Here is a 19547-nt window from a genome sequence, read left to right as displayed (position 1 = left end):
GGTATAGATCTCTCTAATCCTTTCAATACTTTACCACACTTCTTCAGAATTCAATTTCCTTATTTATTATTACGGTCTTGCTCCGGGTATCTACTATTTTCAAATCGCATTTGTCTCTGGGCTTTATGTCAATCCAATTATTGGTTTCATATTCTTTTAGAGCAAGGCTCTTCTGACACCCTACATACAGAAGGCCGAGTCCTTCTGCATCAATCCGGTATGTGCCGGAATCAGTTTCAAGCATAACTTCTACGTAAGGAGAACTAAAGTTTAGCGTATCCCCCCCAAGGTGCTCGATAACTATTTTAGGAATCAAGATCGGAGAATACTGCTGTACGTTTGTTTCTTCTGTCTCATTTGCGAATTCCAGGGATACGAGTACTACAAGATCCTGGAAATCAGCGCCAGAGGAGCTTAAATCAGTGGTTCCCAGTTCAAAGAAGTATATGGCTTCATTTTCGCCTAGCTTCATCTTCCCGTCTTCAATGTAGGAACTGACAAATTCTTCCATAGAAGCCTGATCTGCGAATCCCTGTATGGGAGGAACCGAATCCCCATTTTTGAGTACTTTCATGTTAGGTGAATTGCCCGAGGAACTGACTTCAAGTAATTTAGACCGGCTTGAACCGTATTTCCTCCAGGAGCAGGCTTTTACCGTCACAGGTGTATCGCCTTGATAGGTTTCCTGAAACCTCCAGGTACGAGGGTTATTACCATCGTTTACGTTTCCACTCATCGGATTATCATAGCTTCCCCAAGGATCGGTTGAGTTGCCTCCGATAAGAATACGAGCAGTTACCTCGATAGGATCGCCTCCAGCTCCGTTTGTTATTGCAGCTCCTATCACGGTAGCACTTCCTGTAAATTCACCCTTAGGTATCACTTCTTTATCTTCAATATCGAATCCCACCCCGAAGTTTGCATATATTGTGTGGGCTGAGGATATATTCCGGAATTCGTAGCTTGTGATTGCTCCTACCGTTTCTCCGTCTATCAATACATCAATTATCTTGTTCCCGTCATCAGGTATGATCTCAAAAGTTTCAGATCCTCCCTCGAGGGCATAAATTGTTCCCTCTCGAGAAATGTGTCCTCCGATACCTGAAGAAGATTCAATAGCAAAACTTTCACTTCCAACGCTAGCTGGAGTTATAACTCCCTTTGCATCAATATATACCTGCAAAGGTTCAGGCTCCTTCAAGCTGGTACTATAAAGCACACCGGAGGCCATAAGAATCGTCATAAGTACAAGAAGTACGACACCAATTACCGGAACAACGGCGGAATCGTAGCCAGATATTTTCAATTAATCCACTCCCTTGCCCTTGATTTAATGAATTTGAAACTTTGCTTCCAGTTCAGTATATAAATAGAATATATATAGAATTAAATATACATACTTACACATTAATAATCTTTTCTTCATGAAAAACAAACAAAATCGTTGTGAAATTTTTCAAATGTTTTAGTCTCAAGTGTTGTTCACGGATTATTAACATTTTTATTTTTGCAGAAGAGTCAAAATCCTTCCAAAATGGAATTATCACATTTTGTTGCTTAAAAAAAATATTTCCAGGTTTGGAGTCAAAAATTTCCTTTATATTTCGAATCTTGAAGATGGCAAGCTCGACCCAGACGAAGCAGAAACTGTGATTACCCAGGTAAAGAACACCTGACAGGATCTCCTGACGTGAAATTACTGATGGAGGAACTGACCGCTTGAATAACTATCTCATGTTTCCTCCGATCCCTCCTTATATCAGTTTGAAAGAGTATCTTGATTCCTGTTTTGACGGCCTGGAAAGACTGATCGAAGTTCGGTTTTTGACGTCCCGGAAAAGAGAGCATTCCTAGCCTTGTTCATGAGTCCGGAGCTCCTGCAGCAGGCATTCCGGAAAAGTCGTTCATGAGGTCAGCATTTGAAGAAAATGGGAGGGTGTTGAAGAAGATCTTCGCACAGGCCGCGAAGTGATTACCCCTTCATACCCTTCATTACTACTCCAACGACTACCAGAGCACAGGTAACAATCCCCAAGCTCAGCACGGTATTCTTGTTCTTGCTTGACTCGGGTTCTTCAGTCTCATTTGTTTCCTGTATATCCCCAGCGGCTCTGCTCTCGGCAGTGATTTTCTCCTCTTCCTGGACCTGTGGGGTAAGAGCTCCGGAGATAGCAAACGAACCATATCCGAGAGTTTCTCCTGAGAAGTACAGGAACTTATCGTCTTCTCCTGTTTGGATTAGGTTAAGTTCTGTCCAGGTACCGTCCTCGTCGTCGTGCTCATCCTCATCCACATATCTGCTTAGAGTGATTGAGTCCTTATCTATACTTTCATCCTGGACCCAGGCCTTTTCGACCTTGAAAGTCAGGCTCGGATTTTCGATATTCTTGGAGGTCGCGTATCCGGAATTTCCAACCCAGACATTGAAGGATTTGTACGTCTCACCTGCAGGCAAATCGGGGACAAGAGCGGATTTGTTCTTCAACTGCTCGACAATAGTAGTGGCCTTGCCTACGTTTTTGATCGCATCAAAGCTCACTGACACAACACAGGTAGCATTCTTTGTGAAGTCAAACTCAACAGCCTTGCCGTTTGTGATAAAAACCTGGGCAAGTTCTTTCACTTCAACGTTCTTTGCCGGCTCTGGGGATCCTCCACCACCTCCACCACCGTTGGACGAACTTCCGGAACTCTTGTGGCTGCTGCTTCCGGAGCTGCTTCCACTGTCCTCAGTGGGAGTTTCTTCAGGAGTTGGAGTCGGCTCTGGAGTAGGTGTCGGTTCTGGTGTTGGAGTGACAGTCTCGTTAGTTTCATCCTCTGTTGGAGTAGGTTCGGGTTCCGGAGTTGAAGCTTTTGCAGGAGTTACCAGAGGGAAATAGTCAACAACGATGTCGGAACTTGCTTCAGCCGCGTTACCTCCGTTCTCATTAGGTATCCAGAATTTAATATTATACGCTTCTTCAGCTATCCCGTCACTGTTATTGTCATGATGAGTCTGTGAAAAGCCATCTCCTGCCGGAGTAGCCCAGTAGTTCCCGCCAATGTATGGGCCTCCTATAATACTAGTGCCTTTCACTAGAGAGCTCTTGTTCCAAGAGTCGACTTCAGCACCAACGCCCATTCTTACGTTCACGTCGTTTTCGAATTTGTTATTAAAAACGCTGTCTATCAAGGCATATTGCCTCATATCAAGTCCTACGTCACAGCCTGATATTTTGTTTCCTGAGATCTCCACGCATCCAGTCTGGTATCCTAGTTGAATTCCATATTCTGAATCATAGATCCCATTCCCGGTTATATTAATATTACTCCCGCCATAGCCGTACTCAAGTCGTATACCTCCACCGTGAAACTCATTATTCGCGATCAGGTCACTCATACCATACTCTTGGGCGCCTAGGGAAACGCCGCAATTGTTAAAACGGTTGTTTCTGATAGTGTTATGATCGCTATATTTTCCTCCCATTACAACTCCAACTTTTGTTATTGTGAAGCCGTTAATGTATTCATTCTCATTCCCGAAATCGCTAACTTCGTTCTCAACTATTACTGGAGTATTTACGAATCCATAGACTTCTGGATAACCTTCTCCCTTAAACGTCAGACCAGATTCAGACATATTAACAATTTCAGGGTAAGTTCCCTGTTTTACTACGATGGTATCACCATAAACAGCATCTTTTACGGCACTCTGGATAGTCGTATAATTTCCAGGCCCATCGTCATCAACCGTAAAGGTTGTAGCTGCAGCACTTCCAGCGAGGACTTGGAAAGTCAAGGCTACAGCGAATAGAATTGATAATATCCTTTTTTTCAGAATAACCACCCTACATTTTTTGCAACGCTGTTATTACAACAACATAAGTTGATTTTGATGTTATTCCTTCTCATATATGTCTATATCAGTCCGGTAGTTTTGTGAGTCCTTCTTCATCCGGAATGAACTTCCCACATTTACAAATCAATACGATCTTCACATATGTTATTTTTCCATCAATAGTCGCCTTTGCATAGGCATTCCTCATAAAAGTCTACTTTCCTTTAAATACTCGACTTCAAAACCCTCCTCCGTGGAGCACCCACATTCTCAGACACCAGAGGAAGACCCTCACGTTTGTCTCGATTCATTAGCGATCTACAGAAAAGAGAAGTTTTCAAAGCTATTCCTTCACAGGTGATTATCGGAGAAACGACAGTCACCGCATCAAAGATCTGGTCAAACCGGAAACTTGCCTCTTATCCTTCTATTACTCTCAACATTTCTCAGGACGGCCTCCCCGTCTTTACAGACGTCGCAATCTGAATTCCTAATCTTCCGGAAAAAACCTTCTTCAACACGTTTTTTTCTTTAACCAGCTTTTTATCCGTTCTTTTTATTTTCACTTCCTTTTTTCAGCAATGAAAAATTTTCGTTATCAAGAGGCTAATTCAACAATACATAGAGTCATCATGATAAACTTAATAGTTGTTGTAGTATACTGAAATGCCTCAACTACATTCCAATGCCGATTAAGTATATATCAATAACCTGCTAATAGATTATTGCAGGAAGAATTCTCCGGAGGAAATCAAACTGCAAAGAAGTAAAAAGTCCAGATGAAGAAAAACCTGAAACCCGGGAAGAAGAAATATTTTAGGAAAAAATACCAGATCAGAGGGATAAGAAATGACTGTAAGAGATGATATTCACGGACAGATTGTTGCAGGCCTTAAGGGCGCAAAGTTTCCCATAAACACACCCGAAGAATTACTCGCTGCATTCCCTGCCGGCGCAGACACCACATGCAGATCAGGCGACCTTGCAGTTACTGCAGGGGAAGCTGGCAAATTGCTAACAGCAGCCGATTTTCCGTTTAAAGATGCAAAACAGGTGGCAGACACAATCGTTGACAGAGCAGGGCTTTAAGTCCTGCCCTCCTTCTTTATTCATCGTTACTCATTATTCGCTCATAGTAGCTTATTGTTCAATCATAGTTGCTTATTGTTCAATCACAGCTGCTTATTGTTCTTTCATGTGTTCGCTGCCAACTCTTAATTTTAACTAAAATCCCTTACCTGCACAATTGACGCTTTTTTCCAAATATTGCTTATTAAGGCAAGAATAGCCAGAAAAAGAATCATTAAGTTGAGGAGCATTAAGTTAAGAAAAACTTATTTTGAACGGATTTAATAACTTTATCCAGCATTTAGAGGGTGTGTCTATATGCCTCATATAATGGAAATGATGGGGAAAGCCAGAGTAGTCGTAAAAGACGGGAAGGTCGTGGAAGTAGGGACTCCTGAAGTGGAATGGTGTCCTCTCTTTGTCAAGCTGCGGGGAGTCCAGAAGATGACTCCGGAAGAAATCCGAAAAAACATGGAGGCCCGCATAAGCGAGTTGGGAATGTTTACGGAAAGCCGCAAACTCGAATTTGAGTCTACCGTTGTTGCCTTTGGAGCCTCCGAAGTCATGATGAGCGGCCTTAAAAACAGCTTCCTTGACACGACCGTAACCGCCTGTGACGGCGCAGGAACCGTGATATCCAGCAATCCGGCACTGGTTCAGGGAATCGGAGGAAGGATGTCCGGCCTGGTAGAAACCGAGCCTATCAATGCGGTTATCAAAGGGATAGAAGAACGAGGCGGAACCGTACTTTCCCCCTCAACCGCAGCCATCGACCCGGCAGGCGGGGTAAGAAAAGCTGCCGAGCTTGGGCACAAAAAGATTGCCGTTACGGTTGCGGACGCAGAAACCGCCAGAAAAGTAAGGGAAATTGAAAAAGAACTGAAGCTTGAACTGCTGGTTATTGCAGTACACGTAACAGGCGTCAGCCGGGAAGAAGCTCAGGGGCTGCTGGATAACTCGGATATTGTAATCAGCTGTGCTTCCAAACATATAAGGAAGCTTGCAAAGCCCCTTGTGCAGGTGGCAGCTGCAATCCCTCTTTTTGCCCTAACGCAGAAAGGGAAAGAGCTGGTGATTGAAAGGGCAAAGGACATTGAGAGCCCGATTTTGATAAATACCATGCCTCTGCCGGTTTTGCCAGAGCATAAGCAACCAAAGGAATTGATTTAAGAGCGGTAACGGTCTAAAATCTCGCCCCACTTGCAGAGTAAGTAAAAGAATCTATTGAAAGTGCAAAACCGAAAAAATCCATTTATAGCTTAAGTTATCGGGTTGTCCGGACTGCTTACTCTTGCAGCCCGGATCCCGGAGATTTGATTGAAAAGCAGCAGCCTATCAATTTTAATTCCTAATCCGTTTTTTAATTCCTAATCCGTTTTTTAAATCTTAATCCGTTTTTTAAATCTTAATCCGTTTTTTAATTCTTAATCTGTTTTTTAATTCTTAATCTGTTTTTTAATTCTTAATCTGTTTTTTAGTCTAGAGCTCTCAACGTTACTAATTTTACTGTATTTTCAGTCGTAGGAAATCCTGTTATAGATAAACTGCTGCTTGGAGGGTTGGTTTCAGGTAGAGATTGGTTGATTATTACTTCTTTGCGCCCTTGGACGGTTTGCTGTCAGCTTTTGCGTCCTTTTTTGCGGCCTTTTCCGGTGCTGGAGCTTTTGTTTTACCACATGCAGCTCCTGCCTTTGGAGCTTTTTCAGTTGCAGCATTTTTTGCTATGAAAACACCTCACGTTTAATTTATTATACAAGTAAGAATTATACTCTTTTAAATATATATATTAGTTTTCAGCGAAAATGTTAACTTATTCAAGAAATTATTATAGAATTGAATTACCAAACTATAATTGAACTCACCAATCCAGAATCAGTATATTAAGAGAGAACATACCCTCTGATTCCTTAATCCAAAAAAACATGCTGTTAAAAAGAAACACCGGAAAAAAGATGAAATACCGGACTACGAAAAATAAGAAAAAATGCACCTGTAGTTTAGCTGCATTTGTAGCTTAACTGCATCTGTAGCTTAACTGCATTTGTAGTTTAGCTGCATCAATCCTTAATTCCGTAAAGTCGGTGGAAATAATGCTGGTAGGCATAAAGGCTCGACTGAGCCGGATCAAATATTCACGCTGAGACTATAAAATCGTCCTGAGCTTACTCGTCCTAAGCTTACAATCGTCCAGAACTCCCGTTATCCTGTTCATTCAGTGATGATGTCTACAAGTTCCAATTTCTCTGCTTCGCCTTTCACCGTCATCTCCAGAAGCAGCCCGGTCCCATGAGCATAATATTTGTTTTCCTCGATGCCGGGTTCAAGCGGGGTCCATTCTTTTGTTTTCAGGCAGTCCTCAAAAGAACCGTAGAGAACGGAAACCGATTCATTCAGAGAGATGACCTCAGCCATATCTTCCGCTTCGCCGACCAGGTACTCCTGCCGATAGGTATCGCCGACCTGAGGATTGCCTTTCATTATGATTCCGGGTTGAGCTCCGTTAACCCCGGCTTCCCAGGAGCCTTCCGTACTTACAACCTCACCCTCATCATATTCTCTGGAATCTTCCCCGAAGTACCAGACATTGCCGTCTTTGTCCTGAGCATACCAGTCAAAAGTCTCTTCAGCCAGCTCCCCGTCTTCAAATTCCCGGTCCCGGACAACAATTGTCGTCACTCCCATTACCATCCTTGTTTCATTGGTTACATAAACCTCATCTCTTATCGGTTCGCCTTCAGACTCCCCTTCATAGACAAAAGTTGTGCCTGGAGTCAGGGGGAAATAAGGATTGTCTATAACCTCAACAAAATCATCAGGATTTATGACAGGGCTGTATCCATCTTCCCCTTCTGTTTCCATTACCCCTTCGGTTATTTTTTCCGTTGCTCCTTCAGTCACTCCTTCCGTTGGTTCTTCTGTTGCTCCTTCAGTTGCTCCTTCAGTTGTTTCTTCGGTTACTCCACCTTCTGTTTCTTCCATTGTACCTTCTTCAGGTGTGTTTTGAGAACAACCGGAAGCAAATAACATTGCCGCAATAAGCACTACCGTTACAAAGAAAACGAATCTCTTAATGCTCCTCACCCCAATTGCTTACTTTTAAAAACTGTCGTACATATGCCCGATAACCAGCTATGCAATGACGCACTCATCAAATGGTGCAACAGTACATATTATTAATGACATATTTTATTAATCTGATGTAAGAAGTTTGGAGAAAAGCGAACCTCATTTCTTTCCCCTCAACTTTCCAACCACACCGGAAAAATCAAACTCGTTTTCAGATGTTTCTTTTTCCTGCTCTTTCTGCCGTACTTTTTCCAGTCTTCTATCCACTATGTATTCGCCGATAGGAGTGACAAAACCGACCAGGATACCCAGCCCTACAAAGATATAAATTATTGTAAAAAATTTTCCGATGTTTGTTTTGGGGGTAAAATCCCCATACCCCACAGTTGTTAGGGTGATAACCGAGAAATAGAGAGAATCAAGCCAGCCCCAGCCTTCAACAGAATGATAGAAAAAAGTACCTATAGCAAGCGTCAGCGCCGCAATATACAGGAGGGATCGGAACTTCTCGTCTTTGAGCATTCTTCTGAGCACTCTCAAAAATGCCAGTAAGGTTATGAGAAATGGAATCGTAGTCTTTTCCCCCTGAAAAATCACTTTATCCAATTTCAGATTCACCTGAGTGAGTAAAACCCTGAACTCTTCAGAATTAACTCAGTTGGCAAAAAATTGGCTTGTAACCTCTCCCCAATTATATATTTCCAATCAAGGGTTAAAAAGACATCTATCCGGCTAAATTCCTGATTTTAGATTTTTTTAATCGATTAATCTCAATATTCGAAACTACCGGTCAAATCCCGATACCGAAACTGCTTGCTTTCAAAAACACCGGCACTCATTGCCATCCCATTTTCTGAAACCTTTCTGAAGGAGGTACAGGGCAACAGGCACAAGCAGGAGGTCCACAAGTGCATAGTACGGCCCGAACATGGACAGGATTATGTTAAGCAGCAAGAGAGGCATTACTGAAAACGTATAAAGGGCAAAGGTCTTTCCGTTGTAGAGGTTAATGGAAGGGGAAAGCCCGGTCAGGTAAACAAGTACCGAAACCATGTACAGGGAGATCGTCAGGAAGAGCAGGAGGGAGGGGAGCAGAGATGAGGGATCATTTTTAAGGGCAAGCGTTATCAGAATTACAAGGGGGATCAGGTTAAGGAGAAGATAGCTGTTCAGCTTGCTCTTTATCATGTCCGAGACCCTCAGGGGGAGAAAAGAATAGGAAGAAAAAATATCGTACTCGGTAAGCCAGTTATACATCGAAGACGAAAGCACGCCGAGCACCAGGGCAAAAAGTGTAAGTGTGCTCAAAGCCGGCATGACCTTCCCGAGCGCGGAAAGCAGGGTCCAGACAAGCAAAAGCGGCAGCATGAAAGAGAAGATGACTTTCCCAAGCCCTCCTTCACTCCTTTTAAGGTCAAGGGAATCTTTTGCAATAAAGGCTGCATACCTGTACGAACCCAGATACCCGCAGAGCTTTGAAAAGGAGTTGGGAAAACTCTTCTTCGCCTGTGGGAATTCAATTTTCAGGAAAATAAGCGAGAGCGCGGAAGGGAGAAGGATCAGAACCCCGGAAAGCAGGAGCTGGTTATCGGACGGACCAAGGAAAAAGGAAAGGCTTGGCAGGCTGTAAAGTGCCTCCGGGTTAAGGTTTCCTGAGATATGAAGCAGAAAAAGGGAGGCAGCGAACAGGTAGAAAAGCGAGATCTTTCCTGAGTGGGCATAAACGGTCGACAGGAAGAATATTGCAGAAATCCCGATCATAAAGGAAAGGGAAAGGGTCAGGAGGAGAGTCAGAAGGGTTGAAAGAGCACCGAAATTGCCCGCCGGAACAAATTTTACAGCCAGAGCAAAGCCTGCAACGAAGGGCAGGATGTAGAGGATAAAATAGTATACGACATCTTTTCCCAGGAAGTTGGCAAAGATAAACCTTTCGGAAACAGGAAGCACTCTCGAAGAATATGCAATCAGGCTTGCCTGCCCGAAGCGGCGATTCATAAATTCGCGGCCCATAAGCCCGAATGCCCCCACCATCCCCCCTACGAGCAAGAAAAGATAATGCATCCCGAGAGCTATCTGAGCATCGGTAACGATCTCTCTGAACACGGGCAGAACCAGACTTACAAAAAATGTAAACAAAAAAATAAAGACCGGAAAGAGGGTAAAACCGCTGTGCCCGAAAAGACTTGAGTGCATCCTCCACTCTTCTTTAATCATGTTTTTAAAAATGTCAAACATATAATCCCTGCAGCTTTTTGTTTTTGGTACTTACATTCATCGTACTTGCTATTTTTCACACGTATTTTTATGCTTGCTTTCTCGCACCTGTTTTTGTGCACAGGAGAAACTGAAATCCATGTACGGAAGGAGCGTCCTCTATGCACATGAGGCTGTCCTCTAACATGTGCTGCCCTTCCCTGTGCTTGCTATCTCTCGTGCTGCTTATCATATGCGAAAGAACGGTACTCTCCCATGTTCCGCCCCCACAGGTCCGGAAAGACTCCAATACGGCACGTGAAGGGCTTAATGGTGTGAAGAGGCTAGGGAAGAAGACCTTCACAGTAATTTGCAGAGCACCCTCACACCAGCGCAGAAACCCCATTTGAAGGTTCTCCCAAAATATCCTCTGGAAATCCTTTCCACCTGCCAACAAGTTCCAGGAAAAATTCTTCAAAGTTTCTTCCCTGAAGAACATGGTCGTCAAAGCGACCGGTGTGAATCAGTTTTCCTCTGTAAATAATTCCGATACTTGTGCAGATTTCTTTTGCGATTTCCAGGATGTGCGTGGAAATGAAAATGGTTCTCCCACTCTTTACGTACCCCCGCAAGAAATCCTTGACTTTCTTCTGCATCACGGGATCAAGATTGATGAGCGGCTCATCGATAATGGCAAGTTCCGGCTCATGCAGAAAAGCCTGGGCAAACATCAGTTTCTGCCTTGTGCCTCTTGAGAGGTCTTTGCAGAGGGAGTTTCTCTGGTCCCCAAAATCAAAGAACTCAAACCATTTCTCACAGACTTCTTCATAGTGTTCCATTTTTCGCACTTTTGCAACGAAGTGCAGGTACTCTTCCGCAGTCAGGAAACTCGGGGGAGTCTCCTGTTCCGGAATTATGCCTACGAGTTCCCTGACCCTAAGGGGATCTTCCAGCACATTTATCCCGTGTACCTTAAGGGTGCCGGAGTCTGGCTTTATCTGGCCGGTAAGCATTTTGATCATAGTTGTTTTTCCGGAGCCGTTGGGGCCCAGGAGGCCGAAAAGTTCTCCTTTCCCTATAGAAAGGTCCACGCAGTCTACTGCTTTTGTTTGTCCGTAAGATTTGGAAAGACCCTTTACCTCAATCATATTTCAGGCTCCTTCAGAGCAGTATCGCTCTAACAGTCAAATAACTCTTCTTAAATACTCTTAATATATTTTTAAACCTTTCTATTTTACAGAGAAAATGAGAAGTATTCCGAAATTGCTAAGAAGAAGGATCCCGGAGTTTTTGAGAAAAAGGTGTAGAAAGGTCTCAAAATTGCTGGAAAAAAGGACTTCTGGAGTTTCTTCTCGCACCAAAAATCTTGCTTTATGAGGACGTTTTTTATGAGGACGGCTGGACTCCAGAGGCACAAAAGGGCATCAATCTTCATTATATATATTAATCAGTTCCCGATACGACTCTTTAATAATTATTTTGTAGATGATGTAGATAGGGATTGCAAGTACCATCCCGAGAGGGCCCAGTAGCTTGGAAGCGGCAAGAGTTAGGACCACACTCAAGAGCGGGTTAATATCCACTTTTTCCGAGATCATGAACGGAATGAGGTAAAGGTTGTCAATAAGCTGAGCAACTATGACCGTCATCACTGCAAAGAGAGCTGTCATGGGACTATCGATGTATCCCACAATAACCGGAGGAATTGCCCCCAGAAGAGGCCCGAGATAGGGAATAATATTTAAAAAACCTGCCAGAATTCCGAGGAAAAGCCACCCTTCAAGACCTCCCAGATAAAATCCTATACAGCAAATCAAACCGACAATAACCGACTCAAGCATTTTGGCACTGAAGAAATCCTCAAGCTCGCGGCCTATACTCTTTAAAGCCCTGACGATCCCTTCTGCATGTTCGGGCGGAGCGTAAGCCTGTATGTAGTTACCTATTTTATTATGGTGTTTGAAGTACACGCCAAACATGAGAGGAATTACCAGTATACCGGTAAAAAGATAATAAGAGACCTTCGAAACCAGATCGGTAATCCCGGAAAAGATGGTGTTTCCTATTTTTTGCAGGTCCTGGGGCTTAATGAGGCCGGAATCCGCAAGCTTTGAGAGCTCGGACTCGTGTTCGGAAAAGAGGGCGGAAGCTCCGCTTGCGTAGTCCTGCTGGATGTTACTGAAATCTCCTATAAGAACCCCAAGGGCCTGTACCCTACTGCTCACAAAAAGCAGAAAAACAAGCCCTGCAAATGTGAGAAGCACCAAACCCACCGCTTTTCGATTGCAGTTCGGAAACCTGTCCATGCACCTGTTGAATAACTGTATCGTTTTTTCCGCAATCAAAATCAGGATTGCACCCACAATAAGGACTATGAAAATGTCCTCAAAATAGAAGAGTATAGCAAAAAACAATACGAAAAGTACGGTTGTTAATGCCAGAAACTTCATAATATTATAGTAGTTATTCATTGATATATTTTCCATAATACACCACATAAAAGAGGATTTTTAAAAAGTGGTGATAAGTGATATTTAAAGGTTCCTATAAAATTATAACATGAGAAGTTGTTGAATAAATTTAGTTTGTCGATATTATAGTAGTTATTCATTGATATATTTTCCATAATACACCACATAAAAGAGGATTTTTAAAAAGTGGTGATAAGTGATATTTAAAGGTTCCTATAAAATTATAACATTAGAAGTTGTTGAATAAATTTAGTTTGTCGATTTTCCTGCTGAAGCTTTGAAGCTGTGGTTTAATTTGCGGAGTTTCTGCGGAAAGTCAGATATATTCAATCAGCGGAAATATTATTATGAAGACCATAACCAAGCTTAGGATTCTTTATCCACTGTGGACTGTTATAAGCATATTCTCATTGCTATACGCACCTACACTCACTAGCGAATCTATGTTTTTCAAACTTGGTCAATTAGGTCAGATAATTGTACAACTGTTCCAGATAGCGGTTGCATTATTGCTGTATGAATTTTTCGAGAAGACTGATAAGGTACAGGCATCGATGATTGTTATATTCGGTCTCTTAGGAGTACCTCTTGCATTGATGGGAATACTCATTCCTGAAGCATCACACTTAGCAGAGGTGTTCTGGGGACTGTGGCTTATACCCATTGGTACGCTAGTTATCAGATCAGGAATGTTCCCAAAATGGGTGGGATATTTTTTATATCTGGGATCTTTAGGATACTTAGGAGGAACAATCTCATTTTTCCTTATAGGATTTGTGCCAGCCTACGTTGAAGCCTTCACAATAGGTGAGCTTATTTGGGTGCTATGGATAACCATCATAGGTGCTAAAGAAATTCAGAAGTGATTGTGAATAGGGCTTGGACTTTCGGAGATGCCAACATAAAGACATTGCCCAATTCTACAAGCCTGGCTTAAACTTGCAAACGTATCTTTAATTTCGTTGGTTTACTTGTTGTCCTTGCTCAGTAGATTCTACGGGTTCGAATTCAACCCCTCGCACTAATCATGGGGGATATAGGTAACTCAAAAAAAGTGTACGCTACTGAGAAATACTTGCAGCACTATGTTTTCTCTAAAATTGCCTTATCTAAAAAATATTCATTAAATTACAGTTTATTCTGAATAAATGACAAAACAGTGTACGCTTGATTTTTAAAATATTTAGTATTAATTATATAAAAAAGTGGATGGAAGATTAATTACAACCACTTAAAACCCATTCTGCAATAATTTTCTCTAAAAATGTAGAATTTGAATCATGAATGATTGTACGCAACCAAAATTTTTTTTGCTCAGCTGTATATGTTGAAGCTCCTAAGATAATTGCTCTCTTTACCCAAGGTTCGGAACTATCTAGATCAGTTTTATTTGTATATAACCAGTAATTATCCCCAGCTTGAGTGGCTGCATTTAATATTTTTCTTTTTACCATTGGAGAAGGAGTTGAACCATAAATATTCTTTAATTTATCGATATGATTTAAATCTCTAATTTTGCTAAATAAATGTAGTATAGTCATTTGTAAGTATTCACAATGATTAACAATTGGTAAGTCCAGAGATTTAATTAGATCATCACCTAAATGTATCCACTGACCTGTGTATGTATTTTCTGTTGATATTAAATAGGTGCATATGTCTTCTATAGCGGGCATTAAATTTTCAAGATTTGACATCAAAAATGGAGTAGCATTTGGAGTACCTACCTGTGCTAATCTTCTTAACAGCCATCTAAAGCGTATATAATCAGGCTCTTCTTCATCGATATAGTTGGACAGTAACACTTGCATTTTCTCTAATGTAAATAATTCTTTTTCTGCAGGTGTAAGTGAATTATATCCAATTTTAACGTAAGGATTTCCAGAAGAATTTCTTTTAATTACATCTAATATTTTTCTTTCTAATTCGCCTTTTATCACATCTTCTATCTTTTGCCTTGCAAGCTCACAAAATTCATTTGAGGGCATGATTTTAGTTTTGTTTTTCTGCAAAACCAATCTACCATTCTGATCCAAATAATAAACTAAATCAAACAATGCAATTTGGGCATCTTGTTCAGTTTCACAAAAAATATGCATATCATCTGCATATCGACAAAAATGATATGAATCTTCAAGCAAATGATCAATTGAATTCAATGAAATTTCTGCGATGAGATGTGAGGCATGTGGTCCTACAGGTACGCCCCTCGATACTTTATCTGTTAACTTTTTGAGTAAATCAACTATGAAAACTCTTATTTCAGTGTCAACATTGGCTAAGTCTAATTCCTGTTCAACTGTATGGTGATATACTTGATTGTAAAAATCAGATATATCACTGATTAGGACATATCCTTCTGGTATTTGTTGTGCATATTCTAATGACTTCTCCCAAAAATTAATCCAATTTATGTTCTCATCGTAAAGATGACCATCGCTATCAGGTTTAAAACGATAACTAAACACTCTGTTTTTAGAGGTTGGTATTCTTCTGTTTTCTATTCTTTGACCGTATTGATGAATTAGAGATGTTAATACTAAACTGTCAATTGGATCCAATTGCGTAGCGACTCTAAAAGAGAGTCTCCCTTTTGGAATGATTGCACGTCTACCACCTACCCATTCATATTTCTTTTCTTTATCAAGTAGATGTCCTTTTAGAATCATATCCTTATTTAACAATTCTTCTCTGACTAAATTCCATTTATTGTTTATCGCTTCAATTTCAAAAGGTCTAGGAAAAAGATCAGAATCTCCTTGTTTTATTAGTGAATTCTTTGCCCAAAGGAGAGAGGATGCATTTAGTTGAACCATTATTTAACTACCTCTAAAAAATATACATCCTAAATATTGCTTACCATAAATAAACATTCTGAAAAAACCCAATTTTAATGTTGGAGTTTTTTACTTATTATTACAACAAATATGCTAATACTTATAGAAAATCTTCCTAAATATCTTCGATCTTTGATTATTTACCTTCAATATTTATTTAGTGTCCTTCTTTGTTCTTAATTACCATCATATTAAATTAGTTTCTAGTGATGGTCTTGCTTTATTCATATAGTAGTAATCAATTATCATCCTCATAACTTTCGTATTCATATTAAAATCACCATCTTTTAAGACTCTATCCTTCATCTTTTTTAAAGTACTCCTGTACTTTATTCCAAGTTCCTTAGCTTCTTTTGGACTTATGTTTAAAATTTTCTGTTTAATCTCTCCCTCATTAATGAAAGCCTGAGCACTAGTAATATCTAAAGGCTGATCCTCAATGTTGTTGGCTTCTTTCCCAATGTAAACCAACCCATCAGCCTGAATATGTTTTCTCTCTAAAACCCCTATATCTCCATCAAACTTGTTTTCAAGATGTTCAACATACTGTAAAATTGTCCTGCTTAATGGTTTAAAATATTGAGATCCTTCTTTAACTTCTCCTGATTCATAATCAATAAACGGTTCATAGACTATCTTCTGATAATCCTTAGTAAATGGAGCCAGAGGCTTAACAGCCTTATCATTTTCTTCAATTACTTGGAATCCTACAAGAAAGAAGTTAAAAGGTTTAATCTGCTCTTTCCAGGGTTTCCCCTCATTCAATTTTTTAAATCTGTTCAATACATTGGAAGTGCTAACAGTAAGCTGAGAAATTGAATAAAGGTTAGAATACTTCTCTTCAATATCCCTTTCAGTAATCTGCTCATAATGAAGTTTAAGAATATCTTGCCATATTTCAGCCTGCCAATCTTCAACCGAGTTAGGGAAGGGGTTTGTTAAATGCCCAAGTCCATGAAGCTTATAAGACCTTTCATCTTCCATGAATCTGATTTTTCCATTCTCATAATAGTACAGGGCATACCTTTTAGAAGCGATTCCATAAAACCAGAGATCCTTTTTCTCAGGTTTGAGCAATGGAATATCCATATTATAGGGGTTAAGGGGCTGAAAGAATTCTGCAAGCTCCTTAGCCTTTTCAGGTGGCACAAACACTGAATCAGTATCCATGTAAGCGTGAATTGCACCAAGCTCTTTTAACCTGGCTTCAGCCATTGTTAAGAAAAGTCTGGCTCCTGAAGTAATCATAACAGCCAGGAGAGGGTGAAAATACTTACCTGACTTCTCAAACCTGTTTTCCTTTGTAACGAATTTCTCAAGCCCATAGACCTGAAACTCACTTTTCTTATCTTCTGGGTTAAGTTCGATGAAGATCCCATAACTGAGAGCATTTACAAGGATCTTGATAGCCTGGGCTCTGCTTGATAGATGCTGATGTTCAGGATCATTCTTATTTGTCTCCTTCAGTTTTTGCTTAATCTTCTGCCTCTCTTCTACAAGAACCTGAACAATGTTATCCTTTGACGGATTAATATCAATTCCAAGAACCCTGGATTTCCTTAAGCCCTTCTGTACTCCTTCAGGAACAAATTTTACAGCCTCTTTGATCTTTGGAGCCTTGCCAGTAAGGAGATATGAGCCTATAACATCCGGTAAAGAATACCACATCTCAGAACCAGAACTCAGATAATTGATTCCTACGTTAAACCCTGTATTATTCCCCTTATAATCCATCCTTACAGGAAAAATATCATTATCAGGCTGAATCTTGACCATAACTACAAGCTTTTTCCATGTCTCCTGTTTCTGAATGTCTGAAAGTTTCAGATTTGAAATAAACCTCTTGACTTCCTCTGTAATGTCCTGAATTTCCAAGCTTTCGGCTATGATGTATTTCCAGAGGTTCATTAACATTGTAACTGTAGGGTACATGCTTGTAAAGTCAAGAACTGTAACCTTTGTTGGCGTTTTCCTGATTTTGCACTCTGTTCTTCCCCCAAAATAAGAAGTCATCATGTTTCCAATAATTGAATCTGGGAACTCTGGGTTCATTTCCAGGAACGGTTTAACCCCTATTTGCTCAAGAGCATGTTTCCCAATGGAAGCTGAGCTAAAAATCTTTGTTATAGGTATGTGAATCTGATAAACGTCAAGCTCCTTAACAAGCTTTTCGTAAACAGCCTGGGTAGTTTCAACGTCCTTTACCAGATACTCAATATACTTTTCAGTAACCTTGCCATGCTCAATCCCTTTCATCTTCTGAACAGGCGTGTTAAGCTTCTCTCCGGCTTTCTCAAGGGAAATATGGTTTGACTGAAGGAGAACTTCAGCTAATCTTTGAGTATCCAGGAAATAGCCTGAGAAGTAGCTCTCTCCTTTGTTTTGCTTGGTAGTGGTAAACTTAAAGCTGTTAGAGTATCCAAGTTTTCTGATGATTATAGGAGGGTTGAAAGGATCATCTGAGAGGGTAAGGGTAAAGCCTCCTCTGTTCCTTCCCCTTGAATCTCCTGATCTTTTTGATATCCTGCTTATATCAAAAGCCAGGTTATACCCATTGCAGAGGGTTTTAAGCTCAAAGACTTCAGGATAAAACACATTGTCTATGAACTCATCTAGGAGGTACAGGTTTATGTTATGTTTTCTTGAATAAGCTTCCAGAGTCTTGATTTCCCTTTCATTCAGGGTAGATGGATCATAGAATAAACCATCATGCTGAATAACTCCGTCCTGGTAGATCTGGAAGTATCCTATCTTAAAATTTTGATACTGGTCGATTGTGGTTTCAGTATCAAAGACCAGTACCCTGTTATGTCTAAGAGGAGTATCATAACGTCTAAAGCTCCCATACTCACCTTTTTTCTCAAGTCTTTGAGTATATCCCCTGACTGCAACCTTAGACATTTTGCACCATCTCATTTCCAACATCAATTAACTGAGTTCCTACTAACGTTAGCCAAGCGCCCATAGAAACTAACTGAAAAGCTCTCTTTTGTTCAGGAGAGGCATTTCCAGATCTGGCTTTTGGACTTAATTTATTCTGTTCCTTTGTTATCTTGGAATGGCAGTTTTTACAGAGAGGTTGAACCTGGTCTGAGTTGTTCCTACCAAAGATATGATGCATTTCAATAACTTCTGGGTCATCTTCTCCACAGGCAACACAGCAAAGAGAAGGTTTTTCTTTTCTTTTCTGTTTGTTCAAAGTTTTTTGATAGGTTTCTTTGTCCATAGTTTCAACTCCTCAGTGCTGATAGATTTCCAAAAACTCTGGCTCTTCCTGGGCTTCCAAGATTTCATAGAGCTTATTAAGGTCGGTTTCAAAGTGGTGGACTTTGCCTTTAGCATCCACTATTTGAACATCTTTGAACTTGGCAAGAACTGAAGGATCTTTGTTTGTTATTGCCTTCTGAACGTTGGCGAAATATTCTCCAATCAAAGATCTGTCCTTAGAACTGGCTGTAATAATCGTTTTTTGCCCTTCTGTGGAGTAGATCAGCATATTAACCTGGATAGTATCGGCTTTTGTAACCTTCCAGGTTCCTCCTGACTTGTACAGGTTCTTTCCAAGATGCTTGACTGCAAATTCTGTCCTTTTGCCTATCTTTTCAAGTACAGAAGAAAGATTTTCACCTTTTCTCATTTCCCTTAAAATTTGGAGAGATAGATTTCTGTCTCTCTTATCCTGGGCTGAAAGAGTTTTCCAGGCTGTCTGGCTTAGATCAAAAGCGCTTATCTTCAGATTTCTGAGCTGGCTGAGGCTTTTATCAGGGAAAAATTTGTGTTTCCTGATGATTTCCTTAGCATATTTTGTATTCCTGGGCTGAGCCTTGAGCCATTCTCCATAAGTCCTATGGTCTTTGGAAAACCTTGGTCTGCTCATCTGTCAGCCTCCATCATTCTGATAAAGGCTGTTCTCATAACTTCAGCCTGAGAGCATCCGTATTCTTTTGCTTTCTGTTCTAATTTCTCCTTGAGGTAAGGAGACAATGTTATCAAAACTTTTTCTTTTGTGGTCATGTAGCTCACAATAAACAACATGTAGAGCTCTTACTTATGAACATAATTGAGTATAACTTTAAGTATAAGTTTGATGTATAT

General features: G+C 40.6%; 18 protein-coding genes and 2 pseudogenes. 5 read left to right on the top strand and 15 right to left on the bottom strand.

All coding sequences use genetic code 11. The features are described 5' to 3' along the window. Positions 1-43: 43 nt before the first annotated feature. The 4 genes and pseudogenes from ACSAZL_RS09060 to ACSAZL_RS09045 form a co-directional block, all read right to left on the bottom strand. A complete protein-coding gene (locus ACSAZL_RS09060; RefSeq protein ID WP_440948352.1) occupies positions 44-1306 on the bottom strand; it encodes a hypothetical protein in 1263 nt (420 codons plus the stop codon). 666 nt (positions 1307-1972) lie between these two features. Next, positions 1973-2695: pseudogene (locus ACSAZL_RS09055) on the bottom strand (PGF-pre-PGF domain-containing protein); the annotation flags it as partial. Between the two features lie 375 nt (positions 2696-3070). Further along, a pseudogene (locus ACSAZL_RS09050) lies at positions 3071-3619 on the bottom strand (NosD domain-containing protein); the annotation flags it as partial. Between the two features lie 283 nt (positions 3620-3902). Continuing rightward, positions 3903-4025 carry a hypothetical protein gene (locus tag ACSAZL_RS09045; protein WP_440948351.1) on the bottom strand — a complete coding sequence of 41 codons (123 nt, stop codon included), beginning with the start codon at positions 4023-4025 and terminating at the stop codon, positions 3903-3905. An 89-nt stretch (positions 4026-4114) separates the two neighbouring features. On the opposite strand from ACSAZL_RS09045, the gene ACSAZL_RS09040 reads away from it, so the two are divergent. The 4 genes from ACSAZL_RS09040 (at position 4115) to ACSAZL_RS09025 (ending at position 6629) form a co-directional block, all read left to right on the top strand. After that, positions 4115-4303 carry a hypothetical protein gene (locus ACSAZL_RS09040; protein ID WP_440948350.1) on the top strand — a complete coding sequence of 63 codons (189 nt, stop codon included), beginning with the start codon at positions 4115-4117 and terminating at the stop codon, positions 4301-4303. 363 nt (positions 4304-4666) lie between these two features. Next, the gene (locus ACSAZL_RS09035) at positions 4667-4906 is read left to right on the top strand and encodes an MTH865 family protein (protein ID WP_011022202.1); all 240 of its coding nucleotides are present in this window, start codon (positions 4667-4669) and stop codon (positions 4904-4906) included. 297 nt (positions 4907-5203) lie between these two features. Beyond that, positions 5204-6055, top strand: coding sequence for a methanogenesis marker 8 protein (locus ACSAZL_RS09030; RefSeq protein ID WP_440948349.1), 852 nt, complete (start codon positions 5204-5206; stop codon positions 6053-6055). 406 nt (positions 6056-6461) lie between these two features. Beyond that, the gene (locus tag ACSAZL_RS09025) at positions 6462-6629 is read left to right on the top strand and encodes a hypothetical protein (protein ID WP_440948348.1); all 168 of its coding nucleotides are present in this window, start codon (positions 6462-6464) and stop codon (positions 6627-6629) included. 464 nt (positions 6630-7093) lie between these two features. On the opposite strand, the gene ACSAZL_RS09020 is transcribed toward ACSAZL_RS09025, so the two are convergent. The 6 genes from ACSAZL_RS09020 to ACSAZL_RS08995 form a co-directional block, all read right to left on the bottom strand. Continuing rightward, positions 7094-7864, bottom strand: coding sequence for a hypothetical protein (locus ACSAZL_RS09020; protein WP_440948347.1), 771 nt, complete (start codon positions 7862-7864; stop codon positions 7094-7096). Positions 7865-8110: 246 nt separating this feature from the next. Then, a complete protein-coding gene (locus ACSAZL_RS09015; RefSeq protein WP_440948822.1) occupies positions 8111-8548 on the bottom strand; it encodes a potassium channel family protein in 438 nt (145 codons plus the stop codon). A 222-nt stretch (positions 8549-8770) separates the two neighbouring features. Then, positions 8771-10186 carry a hypothetical protein gene (locus ACSAZL_RS09010; RefSeq protein ID WP_440948346.1) on the bottom strand — a complete coding sequence of 472 codons (1416 nt, stop codon included), beginning with the start codon at positions 10184-10186 and terminating at the stop codon, positions 8771-8773. Between the two features lie 67 nt (positions 10187-10253). Further along, positions 10254-10550, bottom strand: coding sequence for a hypothetical protein (locus ACSAZL_RS09005; RefSeq protein ID WP_440948345.1), 297 nt, complete (start codon positions 10548-10550; stop codon positions 10254-10256). Continuing rightward, on the bottom strand, positions 10528-11292 hold the full coding sequence (locus tag ACSAZL_RS09000) for an ABC transporter ATP-binding protein (RefSeq protein ID WP_440948344.1): 765 nt from the start codon (positions 11290-11292) through the stop codon (positions 10528-10530). Before ACSAZL_RS09000 ends, ACSAZL_RS09005 begins: the two co-directional genes overlap by 23 nt. Positions 11293-11568: 276 nt before the next feature. After that, the gene (locus ACSAZL_RS08995) at positions 11569-12630 is read right to left on the bottom strand and encodes an AI-2E family transporter (protein ID WP_440948343.1); all 1062 of its coding nucleotides are present in this window, start codon (positions 12628-12630) and stop codon (positions 11569-11571) included. Between the two features lie 332 nt (positions 12631-12962). Between ACSAZL_RS08995 and ACSAZL_RS08990 the strand changes: the two genes are divergently transcribed. Beyond that, positions 12963-13481, top strand: coding sequence for a DUF4386 domain-containing protein (locus ACSAZL_RS08990; RefSeq protein ID WP_440948342.1), 519 nt, complete (start codon positions 12963-12965; stop codon positions 13479-13481). Positions 13482-13832: 351 nt separating this feature from the next. On the opposite strand, the gene ACSAZL_RS08985 is transcribed toward ACSAZL_RS08990, so the two are convergent. From ACSAZL_RS08985 to ACSAZL_RS08965, 5 genes are all read right to left on the bottom strand, one after another. Beyond that, complete coding sequence (locus tag ACSAZL_RS08985) at positions 13833-15431, bottom strand: RNA-directed DNA polymerase (RefSeq protein WP_440948341.1); 1599 nt, start codon at positions 15429-15431, stop codon at positions 13833-13835. 207 nt (positions 15432-15638) lie between these two features. Further along, positions 15639-18353 carry a hypothetical protein gene (locus ACSAZL_RS08980; RefSeq protein ID WP_440948340.1) on the bottom strand — a complete coding sequence of 905 codons (2715 nt, stop codon included), beginning with the start codon at positions 18351-18353 and terminating at the stop codon, positions 15639-15641. Further along, the gene (locus tag ACSAZL_RS08975) at positions 18346-18678 is read right to left on the bottom strand and encodes an HNH endonuclease signature motif containing protein (RefSeq protein ID WP_440948339.1); all 333 of its coding nucleotides are present in this window, start codon (positions 18676-18678) and stop codon (positions 18346-18348) included. Before ACSAZL_RS08975 ends, ACSAZL_RS08980 begins: the two co-directional genes overlap by 8 nt. Before the next feature lie 12 nt (positions 18679-18690). Continuing rightward, entirely contained in the window at positions 18691-19329 is a 639-nt protein-coding gene (locus tag ACSAZL_RS08970; RefSeq protein ID WP_440948338.1) for a hypothetical protein, read from the bottom strand. Then, positions 19326-19466: a hypothetical protein gene (locus tag ACSAZL_RS08965; RefSeq protein WP_440948337.1), complete on the bottom strand. Its 141-nt coding sequence runs from the start codon at positions 19464-19466 to the stop codon at positions 19326-19328. The genes ACSAZL_RS08970 and ACSAZL_RS08965 overlap by 4 nt, the downstream gene beginning before the upstream one ends. Positions 19467-19547 lie beyond the last annotated feature (81 nt).

This window comes from Methanosarcina mangrovi (assembly GCF_052057765.1).
Lineage (GTDB): Archaea > Halobacteriota > Methanosarcinia > Methanosarcinales > Methanosarcinaceae > Methanosarcina.
Note: the sequence above shows the minus strand (reverse complement) of the source record. Positions and strands in the feature narration are given on the sequence as shown.